The 21,714-nt window shown below is 72.0% G+C and carries 25 protein-coding genes and 1 pseudogene; 11 read left to right on the top strand and 15 right to left on the bottom strand.

Translation table 11 applies throughout. The annotated features are described in order from the left end of the window. Positions 1–4: 4 nt before the first annotated feature. The 5 genes from AC4BGB_RS15470 to AC4BGB_RS15450 are packed head-to-tail and all read right to left on the bottom strand — an operon-like array spanning position 5 to position 4,296. Entirely contained in the window at positions 5–313 is a 309-nt protein-coding gene (locus AC4BGB_RS15470) for a lycopene cyclase domain-containing protein (RefSeq protein ID WP_490547767.1), read from the bottom strand. Next, on the bottom strand, positions 310–690 hold the full coding sequence (locus AC4BGB_RS15465) for a lycopene cyclase domain-containing protein (protein WP_490547766.1): 381 nt from the start codon (positions 688–690) through the stop codon (positions 310–312). The genes AC4BGB_RS15470 and AC4BGB_RS15465 overlap by 4 nt, the downstream gene beginning before the upstream one ends. Then, positions 687–2,312: a phytoene desaturase family protein gene (gene crtI / locus AC4BGB_RS15460; RefSeq protein WP_490547765.1), complete on the bottom strand. Its 1,626-nt coding sequence runs from the start codon at positions 2,310–2,312 to the stop codon at positions 687–689. The genes AC4BGB_RS15465 and crtI overlap by 4 nt, the downstream gene beginning before the upstream one ends. Then, positions 2,309–3,184 carry a phytoene/squalene synthase family protein gene (locus AC4BGB_RS15455; protein ID WP_490547764.1) on the bottom strand — a complete coding sequence of 292 codons (876 nt, stop codon included), beginning with the start codon at positions 3,182–3,184 and terminating at the stop codon, positions 2,309–2,311. The genes crtI and AC4BGB_RS15455 overlap by 4 nt, the downstream gene beginning before the upstream one ends. Then, on the bottom strand, positions 3,181–4,296 hold the full coding sequence (locus AC4BGB_RS15450; RefSeq protein ID WP_490547763.1) for a polyprenyl synthetase family protein: 1,116 nt from the start codon (positions 4,294–4,296) through the stop codon (positions 3,181–3,183). The genes AC4BGB_RS15455 and AC4BGB_RS15450 overlap by 4 nt, the downstream gene beginning before the upstream one ends. An 89-nt stretch (positions 4,297–4,385) precedes the next feature. Between AC4BGB_RS15450 and AC4BGB_RS15445 the strand changes: the two genes are divergently transcribed. Next, positions 4,386–5,264, top strand: a complete 879-nt coding sequence (locus AC4BGB_RS15445; RefSeq protein ID WP_490548453.1) for a DICT sensory domain-containing protein — start codon at positions 4,386–4,388, stop codon at positions 5,262–5,264. A gap of 13 nt (positions 5,265–5,277) precedes the next feature. Here AC4BGB_RS15445 and AC4BGB_RS15440 read toward each other — a convergent pair. Then, a pseudogene (locus AC4BGB_RS15440) lies at positions 5,278–5,541 on the bottom strand (MMPL family transporter); the annotation flags it as partial. A 63-nt stretch (positions 5,542–5,604) separates the two neighbouring features. Next, complete coding sequence (locus tag AC4BGB_RS15435; protein ID WP_490547762.1) at positions 5,605–6,672, bottom strand: PHP domain-containing protein; 1,068 nt, start codon at positions 6,670–6,672, stop codon at positions 5,605–5,607. Between the two features lie 358 nt (positions 6,673–7,030). Here AC4BGB_RS15435 and kaiC point away from each other — a divergent pair, with 358 nt between their 5' ends. Genes kaiC through AC4BGB_RS15410 form a run of 5 tightly spaced genes read left to right on the top strand, consistent with a single transcriptional unit; the run spans position 7,031 to position 10,635 of the window. Next, positions 7,031–8,749, top strand: a complete 1,719-nt coding sequence (gene kaiC / locus AC4BGB_RS15430; RefSeq protein WP_490547761.1) for a circadian clock protein KaiC — start codon at positions 7,031–7,033, stop codon at positions 8,747–8,749. Then, entirely contained in the window at positions 8,746–9,096 is a 351-nt protein-coding gene (locus tag AC4BGB_RS15425; protein WP_490547760.1) for a circadian clock KaiB family protein, read from the top strand. Before kaiC ends, AC4BGB_RS15425 begins: the two co-directional genes overlap by 4 nt. Beyond that, complete coding sequence (locus AC4BGB_RS15420; RefSeq protein WP_490547759.1) at positions 9,093–9,431, top strand: circadian clock KaiB family protein; 339 nt, start codon at positions 9,093–9,095, stop codon at positions 9,429–9,431. Before AC4BGB_RS15425 ends, AC4BGB_RS15420 begins: the two co-directional genes overlap by 4 nt. Then, positions 9,428–10,216: a DUF8755 domain-containing protein gene (locus tag AC4BGB_RS15415; RefSeq protein ID WP_490547758.1), complete on the top strand. Its 789-nt coding sequence runs from the start codon at positions 9,428–9,430 to the stop codon at positions 10,214–10,216. The genes AC4BGB_RS15420 and AC4BGB_RS15415 overlap by 4 nt, the downstream gene beginning before the upstream one ends. After that, a complete protein-coding gene (locus AC4BGB_RS15410) occupies positions 10,213–10,635 on the top strand; it encodes a response regulator transcription factor (RefSeq protein ID WP_490547757.1) in 423 nt (140 codons plus the stop codon). Before AC4BGB_RS15415 ends, AC4BGB_RS15410 begins: the two co-directional genes overlap by 4 nt. A gap of 11 nt (positions 10,636–10,646) precedes the next feature. Here AC4BGB_RS15410 and AC4BGB_RS15405 read toward each other — a convergent pair whose 3' ends face one another. Further along, positions 10,647–11,462, bottom strand: a complete 816-nt coding sequence (locus AC4BGB_RS15405; RefSeq protein ID WP_490547756.1) for an enoyl-CoA hydratase/isomerase family protein — start codon at positions 11,460–11,462, stop codon at positions 10,647–10,649. Positions 11,463–11,630: 168 nt separating this feature from the next. Between AC4BGB_RS15405 and AC4BGB_RS15400 the strand changes: the two genes are divergently transcribed. From AC4BGB_RS15400 to AC4BGB_RS15390, 3 genes are all read left to right on the top strand, one after another. Beyond that, positions 11,631–11,789, top strand: a complete 159-nt coding sequence (locus tag AC4BGB_RS15400; RefSeq protein ID WP_196804019.1) for a DUF5679 domain-containing protein — start codon at positions 11,631–11,633, stop codon at positions 11,787–11,789. A gap of 127 nt (positions 11,790–11,916) precedes the next feature. After that, positions 11,917–12,747, top strand: a complete 831-nt coding sequence (locus tag AC4BGB_RS15395) for a TOMM precursor leader peptide-binding protein (RefSeq protein ID WP_490547755.1) — start codon at positions 11,917–11,919, stop codon at positions 12,745–12,747. A gap of 28 nt (positions 12,748–12,775) precedes the next feature. After that, complete coding sequence (locus tag AC4BGB_RS15390; protein ID WP_490547754.1) at positions 12,776–14,107, top strand: ABC1 kinase family protein; 1,332 nt, start codon at positions 12,776–12,778, stop codon at positions 14,105–14,107. Between the two features lie 33 nt (positions 14,108–14,140). On the opposite strand, the gene AC4BGB_RS15385 is transcribed toward AC4BGB_RS15390, so the two are convergent. The 4 genes from AC4BGB_RS15385 to AC4BGB_RS15370 form a co-directional block, all read right to left on the bottom strand. Then, complete coding sequence (locus AC4BGB_RS15385; protein ID WP_490547753.1) at positions 14,141–14,347, bottom strand: hypothetical protein; 207 nt, start codon at positions 14,345–14,347, stop codon at positions 14,141–14,143. Between the two features lie 28 nt (positions 14,348–14,375). Next, complete coding sequence (locus AC4BGB_RS15380) at positions 14,376–14,699, bottom strand: WhiB family transcriptional regulator (RefSeq protein WP_490547752.1); 324 nt, start codon at positions 14,697–14,699, stop codon at positions 14,376–14,378. Positions 14,700–14,839: 140 nt separating this feature from the next. Next, a complete protein-coding gene (locus tag AC4BGB_RS15375; RefSeq protein WP_490547751.1) occupies positions 14,840–15,001 on the bottom strand; it encodes a hypothetical protein in 162 nt (53 codons plus the stop codon). Between the two features lie 128 nt (positions 15,002–15,129). Beyond that, a complete protein-coding gene (locus AC4BGB_RS15370) occupies positions 15,130–17,211 on the bottom strand; it encodes an ATP-dependent DNA helicase UvrD2 (protein WP_490547750.1) in 2,082 nt (693 codons plus the stop codon). Between the two features lie 112 nt (positions 17,212–17,323). On the opposite strand from AC4BGB_RS15370, the gene AC4BGB_RS15365 reads away from it, so the two are divergent. Then, the gene (locus AC4BGB_RS15365) at positions 17,324–17,551 is read left to right on the top strand and encodes a mycoredoxin (RefSeq protein ID WP_490548452.1); all 228 of its coding nucleotides are present in this window, start codon (positions 17,324–17,326) and stop codon (positions 17,549–17,551) included. 77 nt (positions 17,552–17,628) lie between these two features. On the opposite strand, the gene nudC is transcribed toward AC4BGB_RS15365, so the two are convergent. Together nudC and AC4BGB_RS15355 are read right to left on the bottom strand one after the other, a co-directional pair. Then, positions 17,629–18,564 carry an NAD(+) diphosphatase gene (nudC, locus tag AC4BGB_RS15360; protein WP_490547749.1) on the bottom strand — a complete coding sequence of 312 codons (936 nt, stop codon included), beginning with the start codon at positions 18,562–18,564 and terminating at the stop codon, positions 17,629–17,631. Next, on the bottom strand, positions 18,561–20,525 hold the full coding sequence (locus tag AC4BGB_RS15355) for a M3 family metallopeptidase (RefSeq protein WP_490547748.1): 1,965 nt from the start codon (positions 20,523–20,525) through the stop codon (positions 18,561–18,563). The genes nudC and AC4BGB_RS15355 overlap by 4 nt, the downstream gene beginning before the upstream one ends. Positions 20,526–20,556: 31 nt before the next feature. Between AC4BGB_RS15355 and deoD the strand changes: the two genes are divergently transcribed. Further along, positions 20,557–21,324 (top strand): purine-nucleoside phosphorylase, encoded by a 768-nt coding sequence (gene deoD / locus AC4BGB_RS15350; protein WP_490547747.1) that lies wholly within the window; start codon positions 20,557–20,559, stop codon positions 21,322–21,324. A 6-nt stretch (positions 21,325–21,330) separates the two neighbouring features. Here deoD and AC4BGB_RS15345 read toward each other — a convergent pair whose 3' ends face one another. Next, positions 21,331–21,645 (bottom strand): hypothetical protein, encoded by a 315-nt coding sequence (locus AC4BGB_RS15345; protein WP_490547746.1) that lies wholly within the window; start codon positions 21,643–21,645, stop codon positions 21,331–21,333. Positions 21,646–21,714: the final 69 nt, after the last annotated feature.

The raw sequence follows: 21,714 nt of genomic DNA, 5'->3' as shown, positions 1-21,714 counted from the left end.
GGCCTCAGCGCCCACGGCGGATCCCGGTCAGCTCCCACAGCGCCGGCAGCGCGAGCACGGCGAACACCGGCCAGGCGAAGTCCTCGACCGGGGTGAGCAGCACCCGCGGACCCAGCAGCGCGTCCTCGCCGTAGCGGAACAGGTCCGCGCTGATCATCACCGTGTCGAAGACCGCCGTGAGCGCCACCAGCAGCACCCCGACCAGGAGGCTGGCAGCCCACCAGCGGCGCGGGACGCGGGCGAGACGGGCCGCGACCACGGCGAGGACCGCGCCCGCGACGACGAAGACGGTCCCGAGCAGCGCGTAGGTCATCGCTCGGCCCCGTTCCTGCTGCTGGTGTCCGCACTTGTCCCGGCACCGGTCCCGCCCCTGCTTCCGGTGAGGAACCGGAGCACGGCCTGGTGCATCACCAGGGTGAAGTAGCACAGGAACAGCACGAAGAAGACCTCCTCCAGCGGCAGGTGCGGAGCGACCTCGATGCCGGTCATCCACCGGGCCGCTCCCCCTCGACGGTAGAAGTCCTGGCCGATCGCCACCAGGTCCCAGGCCAGGAACACGACCACACCGACACCCAGCACCATGCTCGCGCGCCGCCAGTCGGCCCACAGCACCAGCCGCCACCGGCGGTCGACCAGCGCCATGCAGCCCAGCGGCAGGATCAGCGCGGCGAGGTAGGCCAGATGGGTCATCCGGTGGTGTCCCGCGGCTCCAGCGGGGTGGAGGACCGGTCGCCGCGCAGTCGCTTCACGACGAGCTCCGCGCTGATCAGGCACATCGGGAGACCGATCCCGGGGACCGTGCTCGCACCGGCGTAGTGGAGCCCCGTGACCTTGCGGGAGACGTTGCCGGTGCGGAAGAACGCGCTCTGCCGCAACGTGTGCGCCGGCCCGAGCGCACCGCCGGACCAGGCGTTCAGGTCGTGGGCGAAGTCGCCGGGCCCGAACGTACGCCGCACGCGGATCCGCGAGTGCAGGTCGGGGATGCCCGCCCAGGCCGCCACCTGGTCGATCGCGGCGTCGGCCGCCTTCTCCACCAGCGGGTCCCCGGCGCCGTCGAGTCCGCCGCTGCCGATCGCGACGTCGGCCGGGACCGGCACCAGCACGAAGAGGTTCTCCGAGCCCTCGGGGGCGACCGTGGGGTCGGTCTCCGAGGGCTTGCACACGTAGGTCGACGCGGGGTCCGGGACCCGGGGGTGCTCACCGAAGATGTCGTCGAAGTTCGTGTGCCAGTCCTCGGTGAAGAACAGCGAGTGGTGCGGGAGCTCGGGCAGGGAGCCCTCGACGCCGAGGCAGGCCAGCACCGCGCCCGGCCCGGGATCGCGGGCGTCCCAGTAGGCCTGTGGGTAGGTCTGCTGCTCGCGGGGCAGCAGCTCGGTCTCGAGGTGGTGCAGGTCGGCGGCGCCGACCACCACGTCCGCGGCCAGGGTGTGCTCCACCCCGTCGGCGTCGCGATAGCGCACCCCGGTCACGGCCGGCCTGCCTCCTCGCCGCCTCCGGGTGCCGGCGCCGGCCCGCGTGGTGATCGCGGTGACGGTGGCCCCGGTGTGCAGCCTCGCCCCGGCATCGCGGGCCACGCCGGCGAAGACCTGCAGCAGCTGCCCGAACCCGCCGCGGGGGTAGAACACCCCGTCGGCGAGGTCGAGGCGGCTCATCAGGTGGTACATGCTCGGCGCCCGGTCGGGCGAGGTCCCCAGGAACACGGCCGGGTAGCCCAGCACCTGCCGGAGCCGCCGGTCGCGGAACCGCTGCGCGACGAAGCTCTCCAGGGTCTGGGTGAGCAGCCGGAGCAGGCGGGGGGTCCGCAGCACCACGTCCCACCGCGCCTGGCCGCTCAGGGTCTCGAAGTTGGAGTAGAGGAACCGTCGCAGCGCGACCGTGTAGGCGTCCTGCGCCGAGGCGAGGTACTGCTCCAGGGCCGCGCCCGCCCCCGGCTCGATCCGCTCGAAGGTGGCCACGTTGGTGTCCCGGTCGGCGTGGATGTCGACCGGCTCGTGGTGGCCCTCGTAGAACACCCGGTAGCCGGGGTCGAGCAGGCTGAGCCCCAGCTCCGCCTCGGCGTCACGGCCGAAGAGCGCGAAGAAGTGCTCGAAGACCTCCGGCATCAGGTACCACGACGGACCGGTGTCGAACCGGAACCCCTGGCTCTCCCAGGTCCCGATCCGCCCGCCCAGCTCCGCACGCTGCTCGAGCAGGTCGACGCTCCAGCCGTCGCGGGCGAGCAGGGCCGCCGTCGCGAGGCCGGCGATCCCGCCGCCGACGACGACCGCGGAGCCGGCCGGCGTACGACGCGACTGGCGCGCCGCCGCGCTCACGAGATCCTCCGGACCAGCAGCGCCCGCAGCAGGACCTGCGCCTTGGCCGGCCCCGGGACCCGCACCCGTCCGCCGCGGATCACCTCCGCCGGGGTCGCGCGCAGCCGGCGGGCCAGCTCGAGGAACAACGCATGGGCAGCGAGCACGGCGCGCCTGCTGCTCGCCGGCAGCCGCGGGATCACCGCGGCGGCGCTCGCCAGGTCGCGGTCGATGTCGTCGAGGAGCACGTCGCGCTGGGCGTCGGTGAACGTGTCGAGGTCGACCCCGGGGAAGTAGTGGCGGCCGAGCACGCCCTGGTCCTCGGCCAGGTCGCGCAGGAAGTTCACCTTCTGGAACGCGGCACCCAGGCTCCTGGCCCCCGGCGCGAGCCGCTCGTAGGCCGTCGCGTCCGCGGTGTCGGCGACGAAGACGCGCAGGCACATCAGGCCGACCACCTCGGCGGAGCCGTAGACGTACCGCTCCAGGCTGGCGGCGTCGTGCCGGGTGACGTGCAGGTCGGTGCGCATCGACTCGAAGAAGGGGTCGACGAGGTCGGGCGTGATCCCGACCGCCCGGGCCGTGGTGGCGAACGCGTGCACCACCAGGTTGCTGCTGCGGCCGTGCCGCATCGCGTGCAGCGTGTCCTCCCACAGCCGCCCCAGCAGCTGCTCGCGCTCGGCCACGCCGGCTCCGGCGTCCGCGTCGTCGACGATCTCGTCGGCAATGCGGACCAGGGCGTAGACGTTGCGCACGTGGGTGCGCACGGGGTTGGCCAGCAGCCTGGACGCGGCCCCGAACGAGGTCGAGTAGGCGCTGATCACCAGGGCGGCGCTGCTCGCCGCCACGCTGTCGTAGCTTCCGGACCCCGAGCCGGCCGGCCTGAGCGTGCTCACGGCGCCCCGCTCAGCAGGTCGGTGCGCATCGCCTCGATCCAGGTGACGAGGTCGACGGGGAGGTCGCCCCCGCGCGCCGTCTTCTCGGCCAGGTCGACGTGGGTGCTGACGAGCTCCTCGACGAAGCGGCGCGAGCCCGCGGTGGTGAGCAGCTCCCGGACCACCTCGGCGTCCGCCTCGGTGAGCGTGTCCAGGCCGACGTACGGCGCGATCGTCGGCCAGGCCGCGCTGGTGCGCGCGTGCGCGATCAGCGGCGTGGACTTGCCCGAGCGGAGGTCGCTCGTGGCGCTCTTGCCGGTGCGGGCGGGGTCTCCGAAGACGCCCTGGAGGTCGTCGGTCAGCTGGTAGGCCGTGCCCAGCGCGCGCCCCACCCGGCCGGCGACGTGCACCGCGTGCGCGGACGCCCCGGCGAGGATTGCGGCGGCCTGCAGCGGCAGCGCGAAGGAGTACTCGCCGGTCTTGCGCTCGGCCATCAGCAGGGCCTCCGCGACGGTCGGGCTCCCGGTGCCCGGAGTCGTGCCCAGACTCATCCGTACGTCGCTCAGCTCACCGGCGGCCGTCGCGTGCAGCACCTGGTCGAACAGGTCCAGCAGCCGGCGTACGGTGCCGGGCTCGGCGGGACACAGCGCCAGCGCGCGCAGCGCACCGGCGAGGGCGAGGTCTCCGGCAAGGATCCCGGCGGCCGTCCCGTAGGACCGGGCCCGCGCCGGGGACACGCCCTCGGCGAGCGCCTCCGCCACGTGGGCGCCCGAGACGTTGAGCCGCCCACGGCGTACGTCGTCGCCGTCGATCACGTCGTCGTGGACCACGAACGCGGTGTGCAGCAGCTCGATCGCCGCCCCGACGGCAGCGGCCGCGTCGTCGTCGGTCCCGCCCCAGGCCCGGTAGCCCACCTCGAACAGGGCCGGCCGGAACCGCTTCCCGCCCTCGGTCGCCGAGACCAGGCTGCGCCAGAGCCGGTGGTGGCCGCCGCCGATCCCGGCCGCCGTGGAGGTGCCCTCGTCGAGAAGACGCCCCAGCGTCCGGTCCGCGGCGGTGTCCGGCGATGCCTGCTGCGACCCGGACTGCGATCGGGGCCGACAGTGCGGATCCGCGCATGGATCAGGGGTCACCGGGGAACGCAAGGGGACCTCCTCCCCAGAACCGTGCTGCCGAGTTGTGCAATATGCTGAACAATACTTGCGCAACCTGAGGAGGCAAGATCACGGACGAGGAGCAGGCCGGGCCGACGCTGACCATCGGTGAGCTCGCGGCCCAGACGGGGGTGGCCGCCGGCACGCTGCGCACCTGGGAGTCGCGGTACGGCGTACCCACCCCGACGCGCTCGGCCAGCGGGCAGCGGCGCTACGTCCCCGAGGACGTGGAGCTGGTCCGCGAGACCCTCCGCCACCGCGCCCGTGGGCTGAGCATGCCCACGGCCGTGCAACGGGCCCGCAGCCGTTCACAGCGCGACGAGACCTCCGTCTTCGCCGGGCTCCGGCGCCGGCACCCCGACCTGCGGGTCCAGCTGCTCCGCAAGCCGGGAGTGCTGGCCCTGTGCCGGGCCGTGGAGGACGAGTGCGCGGCCCAGGCGGACCGGCCGCTGCTGTTCGCGGCCTTCCAGCGCACCGACCTCTACGAGGCCTCGCGCCGGCGCTGGTCGGAGCTGTCCCGCACCTCGCTGGCCACGTTCGTGTTCGCGGACTTCGACCCCGGCGTCGCGGCCCCCGACCGGCCCGCTGAGGCGCCCACCGAGGTGCCGGTGCCCTTCGACTCGCCCCTGAACCGGGAGTGGGTGCTGGTCTGCGACTCCGAGGAGCACCCCGGCTGCGTCGTGGGCTGGGAACGTCCGGGCGAGCCCGGGGAGGAGGACGCCTCCCGGCGGTTCGAGACCTTCTGGTCCGTCGACCCCCAGGTGGTGCGTGACGCCGCCCGGCTGTGCGCACGGCTCAGCGAGACCCTGCTGCCCGGGAGCACGTTCGCCCACTGGGCCGTGCTCGAGGACACCCCGGCACCGGCCTCGGAGCAGACCCGTCGCGCCGTGGCCGTGCTGGACCGGGTGCTGCAGTACCTCGCCCTGGCCGTCGACCAGGCCGGCTGAACCGGTCCAGGGTTCACGATCCGGCTCGGGCCGAGGCGTACGCCGGATCGGTCTCCTCGACCCTGTCCCCTGCCGGGCCCTTCGGCCTCGCGGGCCACCAGGCGCGGTCTCCGAGCAGCACCAGGATCGCCGGCAGCAGCACCAGGCGGATCACGGTGGCGTCGACGAGGATCGCCGCGGAGAGGCCGACGCCCATCATCTTCATCTCCAGCATCGACAGGGTGGTGAAGATGGCGAACACCGAGACCATCACCGCAGCCGCGCTGGTCACCACCCCGGCCGTGCTGGCCTGGCTGCAGGTCTAGCCGGTTCGCCCAGACCGACGAGTCAGAGCGACGAGTCAGGCCGACCGGTCGGGCCGGGCCCACTCGAGCAACCGGTCGAGCGGCCAGGTGTTCACGATCCGTTCCGGGTCCAGGCCCAGCCCCGCGGCCCGAGCGGCGCCGTAGGACAGGAAGTCCAGCTGCCCCGGGGCGTGCGCGTCGCTGTCGATGGAGAACAGGCAGCCGAGGTCGATCGCCTTGCGGAGCAGGTCCGTGGGCGGGTCGCGGCGCTCGGGCCTGGAGTTGATCTCCACGGCGGTGCCGGACTCGCGGCAGGCGGTGAAGACCCGCTCGGGATCGAACTCCGACTGCTCGCGCGTGCCCCGGTTGCCGGTGACCAGGCGGCCGGTGCAGTGGCCGAGGACGTTGACGAACGGGTTCTCCACGGCGGTCACCATCCGCCTGGTCATCGCCTCGGCATCCATCGCGAGCTTGGAGTGCACCGAGGCGACGCGCACCTCGAGCCGGTCCAGCATCTCCTCGCTCTGGTCCAGGGAGCCGTCGTCGAGGATGTCGACCTCGATGCCCTTGAGCAGCCGGAACCCGGCTCCGTCGGCGGCCGAGCCCAGGTGCTGGTTGACCGCGTCGACCACCTCGAGCTGGCGGGCGAGCCGGACGGCGGAGAGCCCGTTGGCCACCCGCAGCCGCGGGGAGTGGTCGGTGAGCACGAGGTACTCGTGGCCGAGCTCCATCGCGGTGAACGCCATCTCCTCGATCGGCGAGCCGCCGTCGGACCAGTCGCTGTGCGAGTGCAGGTCGCCGCGCAACCGGCCGCGGAGCTCCTCGCCGCCCTCCACGAGCGGGCCGCCGCTCTCCTGCTCGAGTGCGGCCAGCCGTTTCGGCGTACGCCCCTCGACGGCGTCCTCGATCACCTCCGCGGTCGAGGCCCCGATCCCGGGCAGGTCGCGCAGCGTGCCGGCGCGGACCCGCTCGGCGACCTCCTCGCCCAGCGGCAGGATGGTGTCGGCCGCGGAGCGGAACGCCTTGACCTTGTAGGCCTCCGCCCGGCTCCGCTCGAGCAGGAACGCGATCCGGCGCAGGGCGGCGACCGGCCCGGCGGTGTAGCTCTGGTCTGCGGCAGTCACGGGTTCATTGTGGCGGCCCCGGCGTCCACAGCACAGCACCCGTCCTCCACACACTGTCCACAGGGTTATCCACAGCCGGTGCGTAACCGGTGGGCTTCTCGGGACTGACCCACATTGACCGGCGCGGCCAGGCTGGCTAGCGTTACCGCCCACAAGGGGCCCTCGACGAGCGCCTCCTGCATTCGCAAGGGGAAGGCAAATGCAGGAGTTTCGTCGAGGGCCTCGCTTTTTGCGTTCCCGTCGAGGCACACTTCGTAACGAAATCCCCCAAAGCGCCGCGCAGCGTGGCGTTGATCTGAGAACCACCCGACAAACACCTCGAGGCGGGAGACACTGCAGCCGTGGACGGGGTTGAGCGATGACGACGGCGGACCGGCCGGTGGTCGGCCTGGAGAAGGCCGCGACCGGCATCACCGGGTTCGACGAGATCACCAACGGTGGGCTGCCGCGCGGGCGCCCGACCCTGGTGACCGGCGCCGCGGGGTCGGGGAAGACGATGTTCGGCCTCGAGTTCCTCGTGCGCGGCGCGCGCGACCTCGGCGAGCCCGGGGTGCTGCTCGCGTTCGAGGAGTCCCGCGAGGACATCGTCACCAACGTGGCCTCCCTCGGCTTCGACGTCGAGCAGCTCGAACGTGACGGCCTGCTCGCCATCGACACCTTCCGGCTCGACCCCACCGAGATCATCGAGACCGGTGCGTTCGACCTCGAGGGCCTGTTCATCCGGCTCGCCATGGCCGTCGAGTCCGTCGGCGCCAAGCGGGTCGTGCTGGACACGATCGAGCTGCTGTTCAGCGCCCTGCCCAACGAGGCGATCATCCGCGGCGAGCTCGGCCGACTGTTCCGCTGGCTCAAGGAGCGCGGCCTCACGGTGGTGATCACCGGCGAGCGCGGCGGTCCCGGCACCCTGACCAGGTTCGGCATCGAGGAGTACGTCTCGGACTGCGTGGTCAGCCTCGACCACCGGGTCCGCGACGAGATCACGACCCGCCGTCTGCGGGTGGTGAAGTACCGCGGCTCGCTGCACGGCACCAACGAGTACCCCTTCCTGATCACCGGGAACGGGCTGGTCGTCGTACCGATCACCTCGGTCGGCCTGACCTACGAGGCCTCCGACGAGCGGATCTCCAGTGGCATCGCCCGCCTCGACGAGATGCTCGCCGGCGGCGTCTTCCGCGGGTCGTCGGTGATGATCAGCGGCACGGCGGGCACCGGCAAGACGAGCATCGGCGCCGTGATGGCCGACGCCTCCTGCGCCCGGGGCGAGAAGACGCTGTTCTTCTCCTTCGAGGAGTCACCGGCCCAGCTGGTGCGCAACATGCGCTCGATCGGCATCGACCTGGGCCGCTGGACCGACTCGGGACTGCTCCTGGTGGAGTCCGTGCGTCCCACCGCGTTCGGGTTCGAGGAGCACCTCGCCATGCTGCACCGCCTCCTCGACGAGCACGAGCCCGACCTGGTGGTCCTCGACGCCGTCGCCAGCCTCACCCACGCCGGGGCCCGCGGCGACACCACGTCTGCGATCTCGCGCGACCTCGACCTGCTGAAGGGACGCGGGATCACCACCGTGATGACGACGCTGACCCACGGGGCCAGCCAGGAGTCCAGCGAGGTCGACGTCTCCTCGCTGGTCGACACCTGGATGCTGCTGCGCAACGACGAACGCAACGGCGAACGCAACCGACAGCTGTTCGTGATCAAGAGCCGGGGCTCGGCCCACTCCAACCAGGTGCGTGAGTTCGTGCTCACTGATTCGGGGGCCGAGCTGCTCGACGTGTACGTCGGCCCCGACGGCGTCCTCACCGGGTCCGAGCGCACCGAGCAGATCTCCTGGGAGCAGGTCTCGCAGGCGACCCGCGCGGACGAGATCGACCGCCGCCGTCAGGAGCTGGCGCAGCGCTCGGCCGCGCTCCGGGCGCAGGTGGCCGCCCTCGAGGCCCAGCTGGTGGCCGAGAACGCCGAGGTCGAGCGGTTCATCGCCTCCGAGGCGCAGGGCCGCGCCTCCGCCATGGCCGCCCGCGCCTCCCAGGGCCGGCAGCGCGCCGGCAACGAGGGCCTGACCGGGGCGGGCGAGCGATGAGCCACACCACCGGGAGCAGCGACCCGGACGCCTCCCCCGCGACACCGATGGGTGACGACGCGACCTACGACCTGCGGCTCTACGTCGCCGGCCAGTCGCCCCGCTCGGTGCGCGCGCTGGAGAACCTGCGCCGCGTCTGCGACGAGCACCTCGCCGGGCGCTACCGGGTGGAGGTGATCGACCTCCTGGTCAATCCCGCGCTCGCGCGCGGGGACGAGATCGTGGCCGTGCCCACACTGGTCCGCAAGCTGCCCGAGCCGATCCGCAAGATCATCGGCGACCTCTCCGACACCGACCGCGTCCTCGTCGGTCTCCAGGTGCGTCCGCCGGGCCAGAGTCCCCAGTGACGGTCGAGCAGGCCACCCGGTGGTCACTCACGCTCTACATCAGCGGCGCCTCGCGTCGATCGATGGAGGCCGTGGACGCCGTACGCCGCATCTGTGACGACGACCTGGCCGGGCTGGTGGACCTGGACGTGATCGACGCGCTCGAGCACCCCGAGCTCCTCGAGCGGGACCACGTCCTGGCGCTGCCGACCCTGGTCAAGCACGCGCCCTCGCCGCCGCGCCACCTGGTCGGCCACCTCACCGACGACGTCCGGATCCGCTCCGGGCTCGACCTCGCCCCGCGAGCGGCGACTCACGGCGTGCCGCCGTCCTCCCACCCGGGCGAGTCGCGATGAGCCGAGAACCGAGTCCCGACGTCAGCGAGGAGCAGGCCTTCGAGGACAACGAGGGGCACGACATGGTCGAGCTCCGCCGCCAGATCTCCTACCTGGAGGAGACGCTGACGGCGATCAGCAGCGGTGGCGTGGACGCCGTGGTCATCGGCGGTCCCCAGGAGGAGCAGGTCTACACGCTCACCAGCGCCGACCGGCCCTACCGGGTCATCGTCGAGCGCATGGGCGAGGGAGCCGCCACGGTCTCCGAGCGCGGCGTCATCCTGTTCGCCAACCCGCAGCTGGCCAGCCTGCTCGAGGTGGATCGCACCACGATGATCGGGCGCGACATCACCGACTACGTCGAGGAGGACCAGCGCGACGCACTGCTGGAGCTCCTCGAGACCACGGCGATGGACACGTGGCGCACCGAGCTCACGATCCGCCGTACCGACCTCTCCGAGGTGCCGGTGCTCGTCGCCGTCACCGCCCTCGACATGGAAGGAGTCCTCGTGCGCTGCCTCGTCTTCACCGACCTCACCATGCAGAAGCTCGTCGAACGGCAGTCGGCCGAGGACGCGGCCCGGACCGAGCGCCAGCGGGTCGCGCGGGAGGTCAACGACACGATCGTGCAGGGCCTGGTGACCGCTGAGATGGCGCTGGACCTGGGCCGGATCAGTGCGGCACGCCGCGCGATCGCGAGCACCTCGCTGCAGGCCCGGCGATGGATCGGCGAGCTCGCCGTGGACCAGCAGGTCCAGCCCGGGACGGCCGTGCGCAGCGCACCGGCGGCGGTGGAGCCCCGATGACCGAGAACGTCAATGTGCTGGTCGTCGACGACTCGGCCGACCTGCGTGAGCTGATCAGCATGGTGATCGAACGTCACCCCGAGGGCTGGCAGGTCGTCGGCACCGCCGCGGAGGGCCAGCAGGCGGTGGACATGGCCAGGCAACGCCAGCCGGACCTGGTGCTGCTCGACATCGCGATGCCGGTGATGGACGGGATGCAGGCACTGCCCCTGATCCGTCAGGCGGCGCCGGACGCGGTGGTCGTGATGCTCTCGGGCTACCCGTTCGCCACCGGCGGGCAGGGGGCCCTGAACGCGGGCGCGCACGGCTACCTGGAGAAGTCGGACCTGGTCCGCAGCCTGCTCCCCCGCCTCGAGCAGATCCTGCTCGAGGCCGGGACCGAGGATGGGCCGAAGATGCCGGGCCCGGCTGAGGCCTGACCGGCAGGCGGCTAGATGCCCCGGAACACGGGGTCGCGCTTCGCCCGTGCCGCCGCGATGCCTTCCTGCAGGTCGGCGGTGGCCAGGGTGACCGGCTGCGCCAGCGCCTCCCACTGCAGGCAGGACTCGAAGTCGCTGTGCCCGCCGTCGCGCAGCGCCAGCGTGGTGTAGCGGCTCGCGATCGGCGCGGTGGCGGCGATCCCCTCCGCGACCTCCTGGACGCGCTCCCCGAGCTCCTCGGCCTCGAAGACGCGGGAGACCAGGCCGAGCTCGCGGGCCTCATCGGCCTCCACCGTGCGTCCGGTGAGCAGCAGCTCGCGGGCGTTGGCCTCGCCCACCACGTTGGGCAGCAGGTAGGTGGCGGCCATCCCCGGGTGCATCCCGAGCTTGACGAACGGCGCCCCCAGCCGGGCCCCGCGAGCGGCGTACCGGATGTCGCAGGCCAGGGCCAGGCACAGCCCCGCGCCGATCGCGGGTCCGTTGACCGCGGCGATCGTGGGCACCTCGAGCTTCCGGATGCTCAGCCAGGCACGGTAGAAGGCCATCATCCGGGTCCGCAGGTAGTCGACCTCGGCCTCGGGCTCGCTCGCGATCCAGCCGGTGTTGCCACCTGAGCAGAACGCCGTGCCCTCGCCGGTCACCACCACCACCCGCACGGAGTCGTCGGCCGCGAGCTCGTCGATCGCAGCCACCCATGAGGCGGTCATCGCATCCGACATCGCGTTGCGCTGGCCGGGGTTGTCCAGCACCAGGCGGGCGACCCCGGGGGCCGGCCGCTCCAGCCGGAGGTGCGCGTTCGGGCTGATCTGCTCGGAGTTCGGCGACATGGCCGGAGATTACCGCCGCAGGACACGTTCGGCCGCCTGACCCTCCCCTGCGGGGATTGAGCCTGAGCGTGGTCTACGCTCGATCGAGGTTCGAAAACACCGAACCCCGGCGGGTTTCCCCGAACCCCTCCCGCCGAGACGACCAGAACTATCAATGAGGAGGCCGTCATGGCGGAAACCTGGAGCGGCGAGTTCTACTGCGTGAAGTGCAAGGAGAAGCGCGAGGCGAGCGGCGAGGTGAGGGTCAACGACAAGGGCACCCGGATGGCCAAGGCTGTCTGCCCCGTCTGCGGCACCAACCTGAACCGCATCCTCGGCAAGGCCTGAGCACCACACGACTCAGCCTGCGAGACACACGGCGGGACCCCTCCTCGGAGGGGTCCCGCCGTTGCTGTTCCCGGCGCCTGTGGATTGAGGTTTCGCCCTCGCCGCCGGCCCACCTAGCGTCCCGGCCATGCCGACCCCCCAGCCGTCCCCGTCCCTCGCGCCGGGGCTGCGCGTCGTACGCCGCGGGCTGCACCACCTCCAGGTCGGCCTGCACGACGGGCGCCGCGTGCTGCTGCCCCGCACCGAGGTCGTGCAACGCGCACTGACGCTGCTGCTCGAACGACGGTTCGACGTCGCCACGCTGGCGACGGATCCCGGCCTCGCCGAGGTGCTCGAACGCCTGCAGCGCAACGGGTGCCTGGCCTGGGGACGCGAACGAGGACGAGCCCCCGCGACCGTGGCCGTGCTCGGCGACGCCCCGGTCCCCGGGGTGCCCGGGCTCGCCGAGCTGTTCGGGACAGCCGGCCTGCGCACCACCACGTCGGCGGTGGGAGCCGACGTGGTCGTCGTGGCCAGCTGGGGTGAGCTCGACCGCGAGCGGCTCGACCCCCTGGTCCGTGACGCCAGGACGCACCTCGTCGTTCGCCTCGTCGACGGCGACGCCGTGCTGGGCCCGTTCGTGGTGCCCGGGACCACGCCGTGCCTGCGCTGCATCGACGCCCACCAGGCTGTCGCCGACCCCGACCACGTCGCCGTGACCGCGAGGTACGTGCGCGCCTCGGCCCTGCCCCGGCCCGACGGGGTGCCCGACCTCGACCCCACGCTGGTCTCGCTCGCGCGGGCCTGGGCAGCCCGTGACGTGACCGCCCACCTCGACGGGCACGAACCCTCGACCTGGTCGCGAACGATCGTCCTGGCGGCCGAACCGGCCCGGCAGCGTGAGCAGGAATGGCTGCGACATCCGGGATGTGGCTGCTGCTGGTCGGCGGATTCGCCTGTGTCGGGCACCATGGGGTGATGACCCACACCGAGGATCGGGGTCGCGAGTGAGCGAGCTCCCCCGCCGGGCAGTCGCCCGCACCGCCAAGCTCGCGGCACTGCCGCTGGGCTACGCGGGTCGCACCGCGCTCGGACTCGGCAGGCGCATCGGCGGCGCCTCGGCGGAGTCCGTGCTCACCGACGTGCAGCAGCGCACCGCCGAGCAGCTCTTCCGCACCCTCGGGGACCTCAAGGGCGGGGCGATGAAGTTCGGTCAGGCGATGTCGATCTTCGAGGCCGCCCTGCCCGACGAGCTGGCGGCGCCGTACCGCGACCAGCTGACCCGGCTGCAGGACGCCGCTCCCCCGATGCCGACGATCACGGTGCGCGAGATCCTCGGCCGTGAGCTGGGCCCGGACTGGAAGAAGCAGCTGGTCGAGCTCGACCCGGTGCCGGCAGCCGCCGCGTCGATCGGACAGGTCCACCGGGGCCGGTGGGCCGACGGCAGGGACGTGGCGCTGAAGGTGCAGTACCCCGGTTCGGCCGAGGCGCTGACCGCCGACCTGCGCCAGATCGCCCGGGTCGCGCGAGGCATCGGGCCGCTGGTGCCCGGCCTGGACGTGAAGCCGCTGATCGCCGAGCTGCAGGAGCGGGCGGTCGAGGAGCTCGACTACCAGCTCGAGGCGCAGGCCCAGCGCACGTTCGCGCTCGCCTACCGCGACGACCCTGACATCGTGGTCCCCGACGTCGTCGCCTCGGCCGGGACGGTGCTGGTCACCGAGTGGATGGAGAGCACCGACTCCCTGGCGCGCGTCATCCGGGAGGGGACGCAGGAGGAGCGCGACCACTACGGCTACCACCTGCTGCGGTTCATGTTCGGCGCCCCGAGCCGGACCGGCATGCTGCACGCCGATCCGCACCCCGGCAACTTCCGGCTGCTGCCGAATGAGGACGGCAGCCCCGGCCGGCTGGGCGTGCTCGACTTCGGCGCCGTCGCGCGACTGCCCGAGCGGCGCCTGCCCCGCTCCCTGGGGGCGCTGATCCGGATCGCCACGATGGAGGACTACGAGCAGCTGGTGACCGCGTTGCGCGACGAGGGCTTCATCCGCGAGCGCGTGCGCGTCGACGCCGAGCAGCTGCGCGCCTACCTCGGCCCGTTCATCGAGCCCGCGAGCGTGGAGGAGTTCCAGTTCTCCCGCTCCTGGATGCAGGAGCAGTTCCGCCGGCTCAACGATCCTCGTGGCGACGCGTACTCCGCCATGCTGAGGCTGAACCTGCCTCCGGCGTACATGCTGATCCATCGCACGTTCGCCGGAGGCATCGCGGTGCTCAGCCAGCTCGAGGCCAAGGTGCCGTTCCGCCAGGTGCTGCGCGACTCGTTTCCCGGTTACATCAGCTGAGCGCCGCTCAGATCGCCCGCTCAGATCGCCCGGTCAGATCGCCCGGGCCAGGGCGAGCCGTGCCCGGCTGGCAGCCAGCTCGGCCCGCCGCGAGGCCCGCGCGGACTTCCGCGCCAGCCGCCGGGCCCTGCGCTGCAGCCGGTCCACGACCGCTGCCCGCCGGGCCCGGCGACGGCGCTCGGCGTCGGCCAGGCGCGCCTCGTGCTCGGCGCGGGCCAGGTCGACGAAGAGGTCGTTCATCGTCGTGCTCCGTTCTGGTGATGTGTGCTCAGGCAGCCGTCACGACTGACCTTCGAACGTCGGTGGAGACCGGGATGGGAGCCTCGGCCTGGTTCTTGCGGGGGCGGCCCCGCGGACGCTTGCGCGGGACGACCACGCCGGCGATGACGAGCTCGCCGCCCCACACGCCCCACGGCTCGCGGCGCTCGAGGGCACTCGCCAGGCACTGCGTGCGGATCGGGCAGAGCTGGCACAGCGCCTTCGCCGCCTCCACGTCGGTGGGCGACTCGGCGAAGTAGAGCTCCGGGTCCTCGTTGCGGCAGGGCAGGTCCGCCTCGTCGATGCGTGCTGTCCGGACAGCGCTGGTGCGCATCCGGATCACCTCCTCATGAGGGTGTCGTTCTGGTGGGCTGGGGCTGGTGGTGGGATCCGCCGGCGTCCTGGGACAACACGAAGGCCGCGGATCCCGTGGTGGGTTCCGCGGCCTGGAGGCAGCTGAGGGTGAGCGTGGGCTCAGGTGATCAGCGGACTCCAGGGGCGGCAACCCATGGCCATGGCGGCGTCGTTCGCGTGGCGGAAGCGCACCTGCGGGCAGGCTCCGGCGACGGAACCACCGAGGGTGGGCGCGACGAACGCGGCCCACGTAGTGGCCGGGGTCTGGTTGTGCAGCTTCATGTCGCACCTCCTTCGTGGTCGGTCAGGGCGGACAGCCCGAATGAACAGGAGCGACGCTACGCCGACCCCGATCCGCCGCGCAATCGATTTATTGCGCGCATCTTTCCCACTGCCCTCGCGGGCGCCTTTCAGCCGAGGATCTCGAGCAGCTCCTCGGCGTACTTGTCGAGCTTGGACTTGCCGATGCCGTTGATCGACTGCAGCCCGCGACGGTCGGTGGGCTTGACCTCGGCGAGCGCCTCGAGGGTCGCGTCGGAGAACACCACGAAGGCCGGCACGCTCTCCGCCTCGGCCTGCTCCTTGCGCCAGGAGCGGAGCAGCTCGAACAGCTCCTCGTCGTAGGGGACGGGGCAGTCCTGGCAGTAGCCGCGGTTGCGTTCGCGCGAGCTGGCGAGCGGTCGCTGGCACTGCTTGCACGCGGCCGCCTTCTTCGCGCGGTGACGAGACCCCGGGGCGGATCGCGCTCCCCCGGCGCGGTCGGTCTCCTGGTCTGTTGCTGAGGCGGGCCGGAGTCCTGCCAGGAAGCGCGAGGGCCTGCGCCTGGCCTGGCCCCCGGGGTTGCGTGCCAGCGCCCAGGACACCCACAGGTGGACGCGGGCCCGGGTCACACCGACGTAGAGCAGCCGCCGCTCCTCCTCCACTGCCGCGGGGGTGTCGGCGTATGTGATCGGCATCGACCCCTCCTGCATCCCGCACAGGAAGACCGCGTCCCACTCCAGGCCCTTGGCGGCGTGCAGGGTCGCGAGGGTCACCCCCTCCGCGACCGGGGCGTGCTGCTCGTGGGCCCGGCGGTCGAGCTCGGCGACGAAGCTGGCCAGGGTGGGGACGCGCTCGGCGGCGGTCTCGCTCGCGACGTGCACCGAGGCCTGCGAGACCAGCGCCTGCAGCGACTCCCACCGGTCGCGCGCCTGGCCCCGGGCGGTCGGCGCCTCGGTCGACCAGCCCATGCCGGTGAGCACCGCGCGGACCTGGTCGACGAGCTCGTCTGACTCCTCCGCGCCGGCGCGCAGCTGCCCGCGCATCAGCGCCAGCGCCTGGCGCACCTCCTGGCGCTCGAAGAACCTGGCTGCTCCACGGACGACGTAGGCAATCCCCCGCTCGGTGAGCGCCTCCTCGAACGCCTCGGACTGGGCGTTGATCCGGAACAGCACCGCCATCTCGCTCAGCGGCACGCCCTGGTCCATCAGCTTGCTCACCTGCTTGGCGACGGCCTCGGCCTCGGCGACCTCGTCGGGCGCCTCGCGCCAGGTCACCTCCGGTCCGGCCTCGCGCTGGGACCGGAGCATCACGCTGGTGGTGGCGGAGTCCTTGAGCAGCGCGTTGGCGGCCCCGATCACCTGCGGCGTCGAGCGGTAGTTGCGCACCAGCTCCACGTTGGTCGCGCCTGGGAACTTGACCGGGAACTCGGTCAGGTAGCTGGCCCGGGCACCGGCGAAGGAGTAGATCGTCTGGGCGGGATCTCCCACGACGCAGATCTCGTCGCGGCCCCCGAGCCACAGGTCGAGCAGGGTCGACTGGATCGGGCTGACGTCCTGGAACTCGTCGACGGTGAACCAGCGGTACTGGCGGCGCACCTCGGCGGCGACCCGCTCGTCCTCGCTGAGCAGAGCGGCGCCGATCAGGAGCACGTCCTCCATGTCCATCCGGCCCTGGTCGCGCTTGAGCTCCTCGTAGCTGCCGAAGACGCGGGCCACGGTCGCGTGGTCGAGACCGGCGACCTCCCGCCCCCGTCCCGGGGCCACTCGCTCGTAGTCGTCGGGGCGCACGTTGCTCACCTTGGACCACTCGATCTCGCTGGCCAGGTCGCGCAGGGCCGCCTGGTTGACCTCGACCCGGTTGCTGCGCGCGGCTGCGGCGATGGTCGGGATCTTGGAGACGGTCAGCTCGGGCGGCTGGCCGCCGTACACCTTGGGCCAGAAGTAGCGCACCTGGCGCAGCGCCGCGGAGTGGAACGTGCGCGCCTGGACCGCTGAGGCGCCCATCGAGCGCAGGCGCGTGCGCATCTCCCCGGCCGCGCGGGTGGTGAAGGTCACCGCGAGGACCTCCATCGGGTTGTAGACCCCCGAGGCCACGCCGTAGGCGATCCGGTGCGTGATCGCCCGGGTCTTCCCGGTGCCCGCCCCCGCCAGGACCCGCACGGGGCCGCGCAGAGCGGTGGCCACCTCCCGCTGCTCGGGGTCGAGCGCGCTCAGGAGCTCATCGGCATGCATCGGAAATGTTCTCCGTCCCTTCTGCGTTGTGGCCGATGTCGAGCGTAGACGCGAGAGAGGACACTCAGTGACCCAGGAGTCCACAGCCGTGGAGAACCAGGCCAGCTTCACCATGTACACCACCCCGTGGTGCGGATACTGCCACCGCCTGCGCAGCCAGCTGGACCGCGAGGGGATCAGCTACAGCGTCGTCGACATCGAGCAGGACCCCACCGCGGTCGAGATCGTGATGTCGGCCAACAACGGCAACCAGACCGTCCCCACCCTGGTCTTCACCGACGGGACCGCCCAGACCAACCCGTCCCTGGCCCAGGTCAAGGAGAAGATCGCCAGCCTCTGAGTTCGGATCCGGATAGTCCGAGACGTTTCCGTCGTCAGTCCGCCACTTGTACGACGGAAACGTCTCGGACTATCCGTTTACCAGCGACCCGGCAGCGGGCCGCCGTACCAGCTCTCGATCAGGGAGCGGGAGATCGAGACGCCGCCTGGTAGGACGAGGTCGCCGGAGGTGGCTCCGGCGTGCAGCTCTGCACGGGTGAACCACTGGGCCTCCTCGATCTCCGAGCCGTCGACGTCGATCTCGGAGCCGGTGGCGCGGCCGGTGAAGCCGATCATCAGGCTCGCCGGCAGCGGCCAGGGCTGGCTGCCGAAGTAGGCGACGTCCCCGACGATGACGCCGGTCTCCTCGAACACCTCACGGCGTACGGCGTCCTCCATCGTCTCGCCCGGCTCGACGAACCCGGCGAGGGTGGAGAAGCGACCCTGGGGCCAGGCCGGGCTCCGACCGAGCAGGGCCCGTTCCTCGTCACTCCCGGGCTCCCCGTCGGTGACCAGCATGATCACCGCCGGGTCCGAGCGCGGGAACTGGTCCTTGCCGCACGACGTGCAGCGCAGCACGTGACCGGACTGGCGCGACTCCAGCCGGCCGCCGCACCTGGGGCAGTGCCGGGTCGACCAGTGCCACTCCGCGAGGCCGATCGCGTGCAGCACCAGCGGGGCGTCCTCGAGGTCGCTGTCGGCCAGTGACTGCACGATCGTGCGCAGCACCACCCATTCCTCCGGGTCCCCCGGCGCCTGCGCGGGCTCGACGATGACGGCGAAGTGCTGCACGCCGTCACGCTCGCCCAGCAGGATCCGGATCCCGTCGGGAGCCTCCTGGGGACTGACCCAGGTGATCCGGCCGCCGACCGGGCGCAGCCGCGAGCCGGCGATGACCAGCACCCTGGTCGCCGGCTCGGCCCACCGCTCCTCGAGCCAGGAGTCGTCGGTGCGGTGCAGCCCGTGCCGGTCGTGTGCGTGCTCGGAGAGCGCCACGTGTGGCAGCCGTCGGCCGCCGGGAGTCGCCGGCGTCACGGCGTGGTCTCGCCGGAGCTGTCCGGGAGCGCTCCGGGCGGTCTGCCCAGCCACTCGGTGAAGGCGCGGTTGTCGTAGGGCCGGCCCAGGAAGTCCTCGACGAGGTCGGCGGCGTCGCGGGACCCGCCGGGGGCGAGGACGGTGTCGCGGTAGCGGTGGGCCACCTCCGGCGCGAACAGGTCCTCGGGGTCGAACGCCGAGAACAGGTCCTTCGCGATCACCAGGCTCCACATGTAGGTGTAGTACGCCGAGGAGTACCCGTCGAGGTGGCCGAAACCCGCGTGGAAGTGGGTGTCGGGCAGCATCGCGACCAGGCTGTAGCGCTCCATCAGGTCCTGGAGCCCGGTCGTCAGGTGGGCCGGGCGGTCGTGGTGGAACCAGTACGAGATCGCGGCGTACGCCATCTGGGTGCGGGCCAGGAACGCCTTGCCGAACTCGTCGGCCGCCCGGATCCGGAGCACCAGGTCCTCGGGGATCGGCGTGCCCTCGGAGTCGGTGGCGAACCCCCGCAGCACGTCGGCGTCGCGGGCCCACTCCTCCAGCAGCTGCGAGGGGGCCTCCACGAAGTCCCACTCGGTGGCCACCCCGGAGAAGCGCACCCACTCGTGCCTGCCGGCCAGCACGTGGTGCATCAGGTGACCGAACTCGTGGAACAGGGTGACCACGTGGGCAGGCTCCATCAGCCCGCGGGAGAAGTTGCACACCAGGACGCCCTCGGGCAGCTGGCGGCCCAGCACCCCGGGGACGAGGGTGAACTGCGCCGCGTGGTTGTACTTGCGGGCGCGCGGGTGCAGGTCGAGGTGGATCCGCCCGAGCAGCTGACCGTTCTCGGCCAGGGTCACGTCGTAGGAGGTCACCTCGGGGTGCCAGGCCGGCGCGTCGACCTCGGTGTAGGTGAGCCCGAACAGCCGGCCGGTCACGTCGAGGAGCCCCTGGCGGACCTTGGCGAAGCCGAAGTAGCGGCGGACCTCCTGGGCGCTCACGCCGTAGCGGTCCCGTTTGAGCGCCTCGAGGTGGTGGCGCCAGTTGCTGAAGTCGATCACGTCCTCGCCCTCGGCCACGGCGTAGAGCAGCAGCTGCTCGATCTCCTCGCGCCCGGCCGCCTCGGAGGCAGCGGCGATCTCGTCGATGAACCTCGGGATCCGCGGCCCCTCGCCGATCATCTTCACCTCGGCGTCGTAGCTGGGCCAGTCGTCGTACCCCAGCAGCTTGGCCTTCTCCTCGCGGACCTCGAGCAGCTCGGCGAGGACCGGGTCGTTCTCGGGCCAGCCGATGTTGAGGAACGCGTGCGCCACGCGGCGACGGGTCTCCGGGTCCTCGGCATGGGTCAGCACCGGCATCGTGTCGGGGGCGTCCGTGCTGATCTCCACCAGGCCGTCGGCGCCGGGCGGGTGCTCGGCGAGGTAGTCCTGCGGCAGACCCGCGAGCGCCGAGACGGGCACCGACGTCGTACGACGGCCGTCGCGGATCCTGCGGGTGAAGGTCTGCGAAAGTTCGCTCCCCCGGCGATCGAGCTCTCGCAACCGGGCACGGATGTCCTCGTCCAGGTCGACCCCGGCGCGCCGGAAGGAACGCAGCGCGTCCTCGAGCATCCGCCGGGCCGGCTCGTCGAGCCCGGCGACGTCGACCGAGGACAGCTGGGCGAAGACGGCCTCGTCGAGGTAGAGGTCGGTGCTGAACCGCTGGGCCTCGATCTCGAAGGCCTCCGCCGCCTCCATCACTGCCGGATCGGGATGCACCGCGGCGGCCAGCGAGCTGAGCGCGAACACCCCGGCGAGCGCGATGTGGACGTCGTTCCACAGCTGCAGGATCGCGCCGTCGCCGCTGGGAGCACTCTTCAGCGCGGCCACCTCGGTGCCGGCGTCGCGGAGGCCGTCGGCCGCGCGCCGCTCGACCCAGTCGAGCCAGCCCCCGGGCTCGCTGGGCATCGTGAGGGGCTGCAGCGGGGCGGTCGCATCCATGCCTGCGAGGCTAGTCCTAGGCTGTGCCGCCATGAGCACCCACATCGGCGCGCACCCAGGTCAGATCGCACCCACCGTCCTGCTGCCCGGCGACCCCTTGCGAGCACGCTGGATCGCGGAGACCTTCCTCGAGGACGCCGTGTGCCACAGCGAGGTCCGCGGGATGTACGGCTACACCGGGACCTGGCAGGGGCAGCCCGTCTCGGTGCAGGGTTCGGGGATGGGACAGCCCTCGATGTCGATCTACGTCAACGAGCTGTTCGCCGACTACGACGTACGCCGCATCGTGCGGGTCGGCTCCTGCGGGGCACTGACCGAGCGGGTGGCCTTGCGCGACGTCGTGATCGCCTCGGGTGCGTGCACCGACTCGGCGATGAACCGGCTGCGCTTCCACGGCCTCGACTACGCACCCGTCGCCGACTTCGATCTGCTCCGCGCGGCCCACGACGCCGCGAGCGCTCGGGACGACGTCACCGCCCACGTGGGCCTGATCCTCTCCGGCGACGCGTTCTACCACCCGCGCCCGGAGCTGACCGACCCGATGGTCGCCCACGGCGTGCTGGCGGTGGAGATGGAGGCGAGCGCGCTGTACACGCTCGCGGCCTCCTACGGTCGCCAGGCCCTGGCCGTGTGCACGGTCAGCGACCACATGGTCACCGGCGAGGAGGCCACCTCCCAGGAACGGGAGCAGACCTACCGACCGATGGTGGAGATCGCCCTGGCGGCGGCGCTCGCGGCGTCCGGCCACGTGACGACCAGCACCGTGACGGCCGGCACCGTGACGGCCGGGGCGTCGTAGCTCCGTTCAGGCGTAGGCCGGGCTCGCCGAGTGCTGCAGGGCGCGGGTCGACTGCTCAGGGACGTGCCGGTCGTGCTGGGCCTCCTGGGCCTCCTGGGGCTGCGGCGCGACGAAGGGCTCGTTGGTGCGCGAGGGGAGCCGCACGCAGGTGATCGTGTCCTGGCGTACGACGCACAGGTCGCCGTTGTCCTCGAGGACCGCGACCCCGTGACCGTCGCTGTTCAGGACGCGGCCGGTGATCCAGTCGCCGCCGACGTGCATCCGGACGGCAAGCTGGTCGTCCTTGGCCCGGTCGAGCGCCTGCCCGATCGTGAGCAACATCGTTGATCCGAACATCTCAGCCCCCTCGCATCGCTGCCTGCGACGCCTCTGAGAAGATCTTGGGGCAAC

This window comes from Nocardioides sp. Z30_9, from assembly GCF_058215735.1.
The sequence above is the reverse complement of the archived record's forward strand: the minus strand, read 5'-3'. Positions and strand labels throughout refer to the sequence as shown.

Coding starts and splice junctions, on each gene's coding strand:
- AC4BGB_RS15380 (WP_490547752.1), bottom strand. CDS start 14,699: ATGCGCACCAGCGCTGTCCGGACAGCACGCATCGACGAGGCGGACCTG.
- AC4BGB_RS15355 (WP_490547748.1), bottom strand. CDS start 20,525: ATGGATGCGACCGCCCCGCTGCAGCCCCTCACGATGCCCAGCGAGCCC.
- AC4BGB_RS15365 (WP_490548452.1), top strand. CDS start 17,324: ATGTACACCACCCCGTGGTGCGGATACTGCCACCGCCTGCGCAGCCAG.
- AC4BGB_RS15370 (WP_490547750.1), bottom strand. CDS start 17,211: ATGCATGCCGATGAGCTCCTGAGCGCGCTCGACCCCGAGCAGCGGGAG.
- AC4BGB_RS15400 (WP_196804019.1), top strand. CDS start 11,631: ATGGCGGAAACCTGGAGCGGCGAGTTCTACTGCGTGAAGTGCAAGGAG.
- AC4BGB_RS15425 (WP_490547760.1), top strand. CDS start 8,746: ATGAGCCACACCACCGGGAGCAGCGACCCGGACGCCTCCCCCGCGACA.
- AC4BGB_RS15345 (WP_490547746.1), bottom strand. CDS start 21,645: ATGTTGCTCACGATCGGGCAGGCGCTCGACCGGGCCAAGGACGACCAG.
- AC4BGB_RS15470 (WP_490547767.1), bottom strand. CDS start 313: ATGACCTACGCGCTGCTCGGGACCGTCTTCGTCGTCGCGGGCGCGGTC.
- AC4BGB_RS15405 (WP_490547756.1), bottom strand. CDS start 11,462: ATGTCGCCGAACTCCGAGCAGATCAGCCCGAACGCGCACCTCCGGCTG.
- kaiC (WP_490547761.1), top strand. CDS start 7,031: ATGACGACGGCGGACCGGCCGGTGGTCGGCCTGGAGAAGGCCGCGACC.
- AC4BGB_RS15465 (WP_490547766.1), bottom strand. CDS start 690: ATGACCCATCTGGCCTACCTCGCCGCGCTGATCCTGCCGCTGGGCTGC.
- AC4BGB_RS15395 (WP_490547755.1), top strand. CDS start 11,917: ATGCCGACCCCCCAGCCGTCCCCGTCCCTCGCGCCGGGGCTGCGCGTC.
- AC4BGB_RS15385 (WP_490547753.1), bottom strand. CDS start 14,347: ATGAACGACCTCTTCGTCGACCTGGCCCGCGCCGAGCACGAGGCGCGC.
- AC4BGB_RS15415 (WP_490547758.1), top strand. CDS start 9,428: ATGAGCCGAGAACCGAGTCCCGACGTCAGCGAGGAGCAGGCCTTCGAG.
- AC4BGB_RS15375 (WP_490547751.1), bottom strand. CDS start 15,001: ATGAAGCTGCACAACCAGACCCCGGCCACTACGTGGGCCGCGTTCGTC.
- AC4BGB_RS15410 (WP_490547757.1), top strand. CDS start 10,213: ATGACCGAGAACGTCAATGTGCTGGTCGTCGACGACTCGGCCGACCTG.
- deoD (WP_490547747.1), top strand. CDS start 20,557: ATGAGCACCCACATCGGCGCGCACCCAGGTCAGATCGCACCCACCGTC.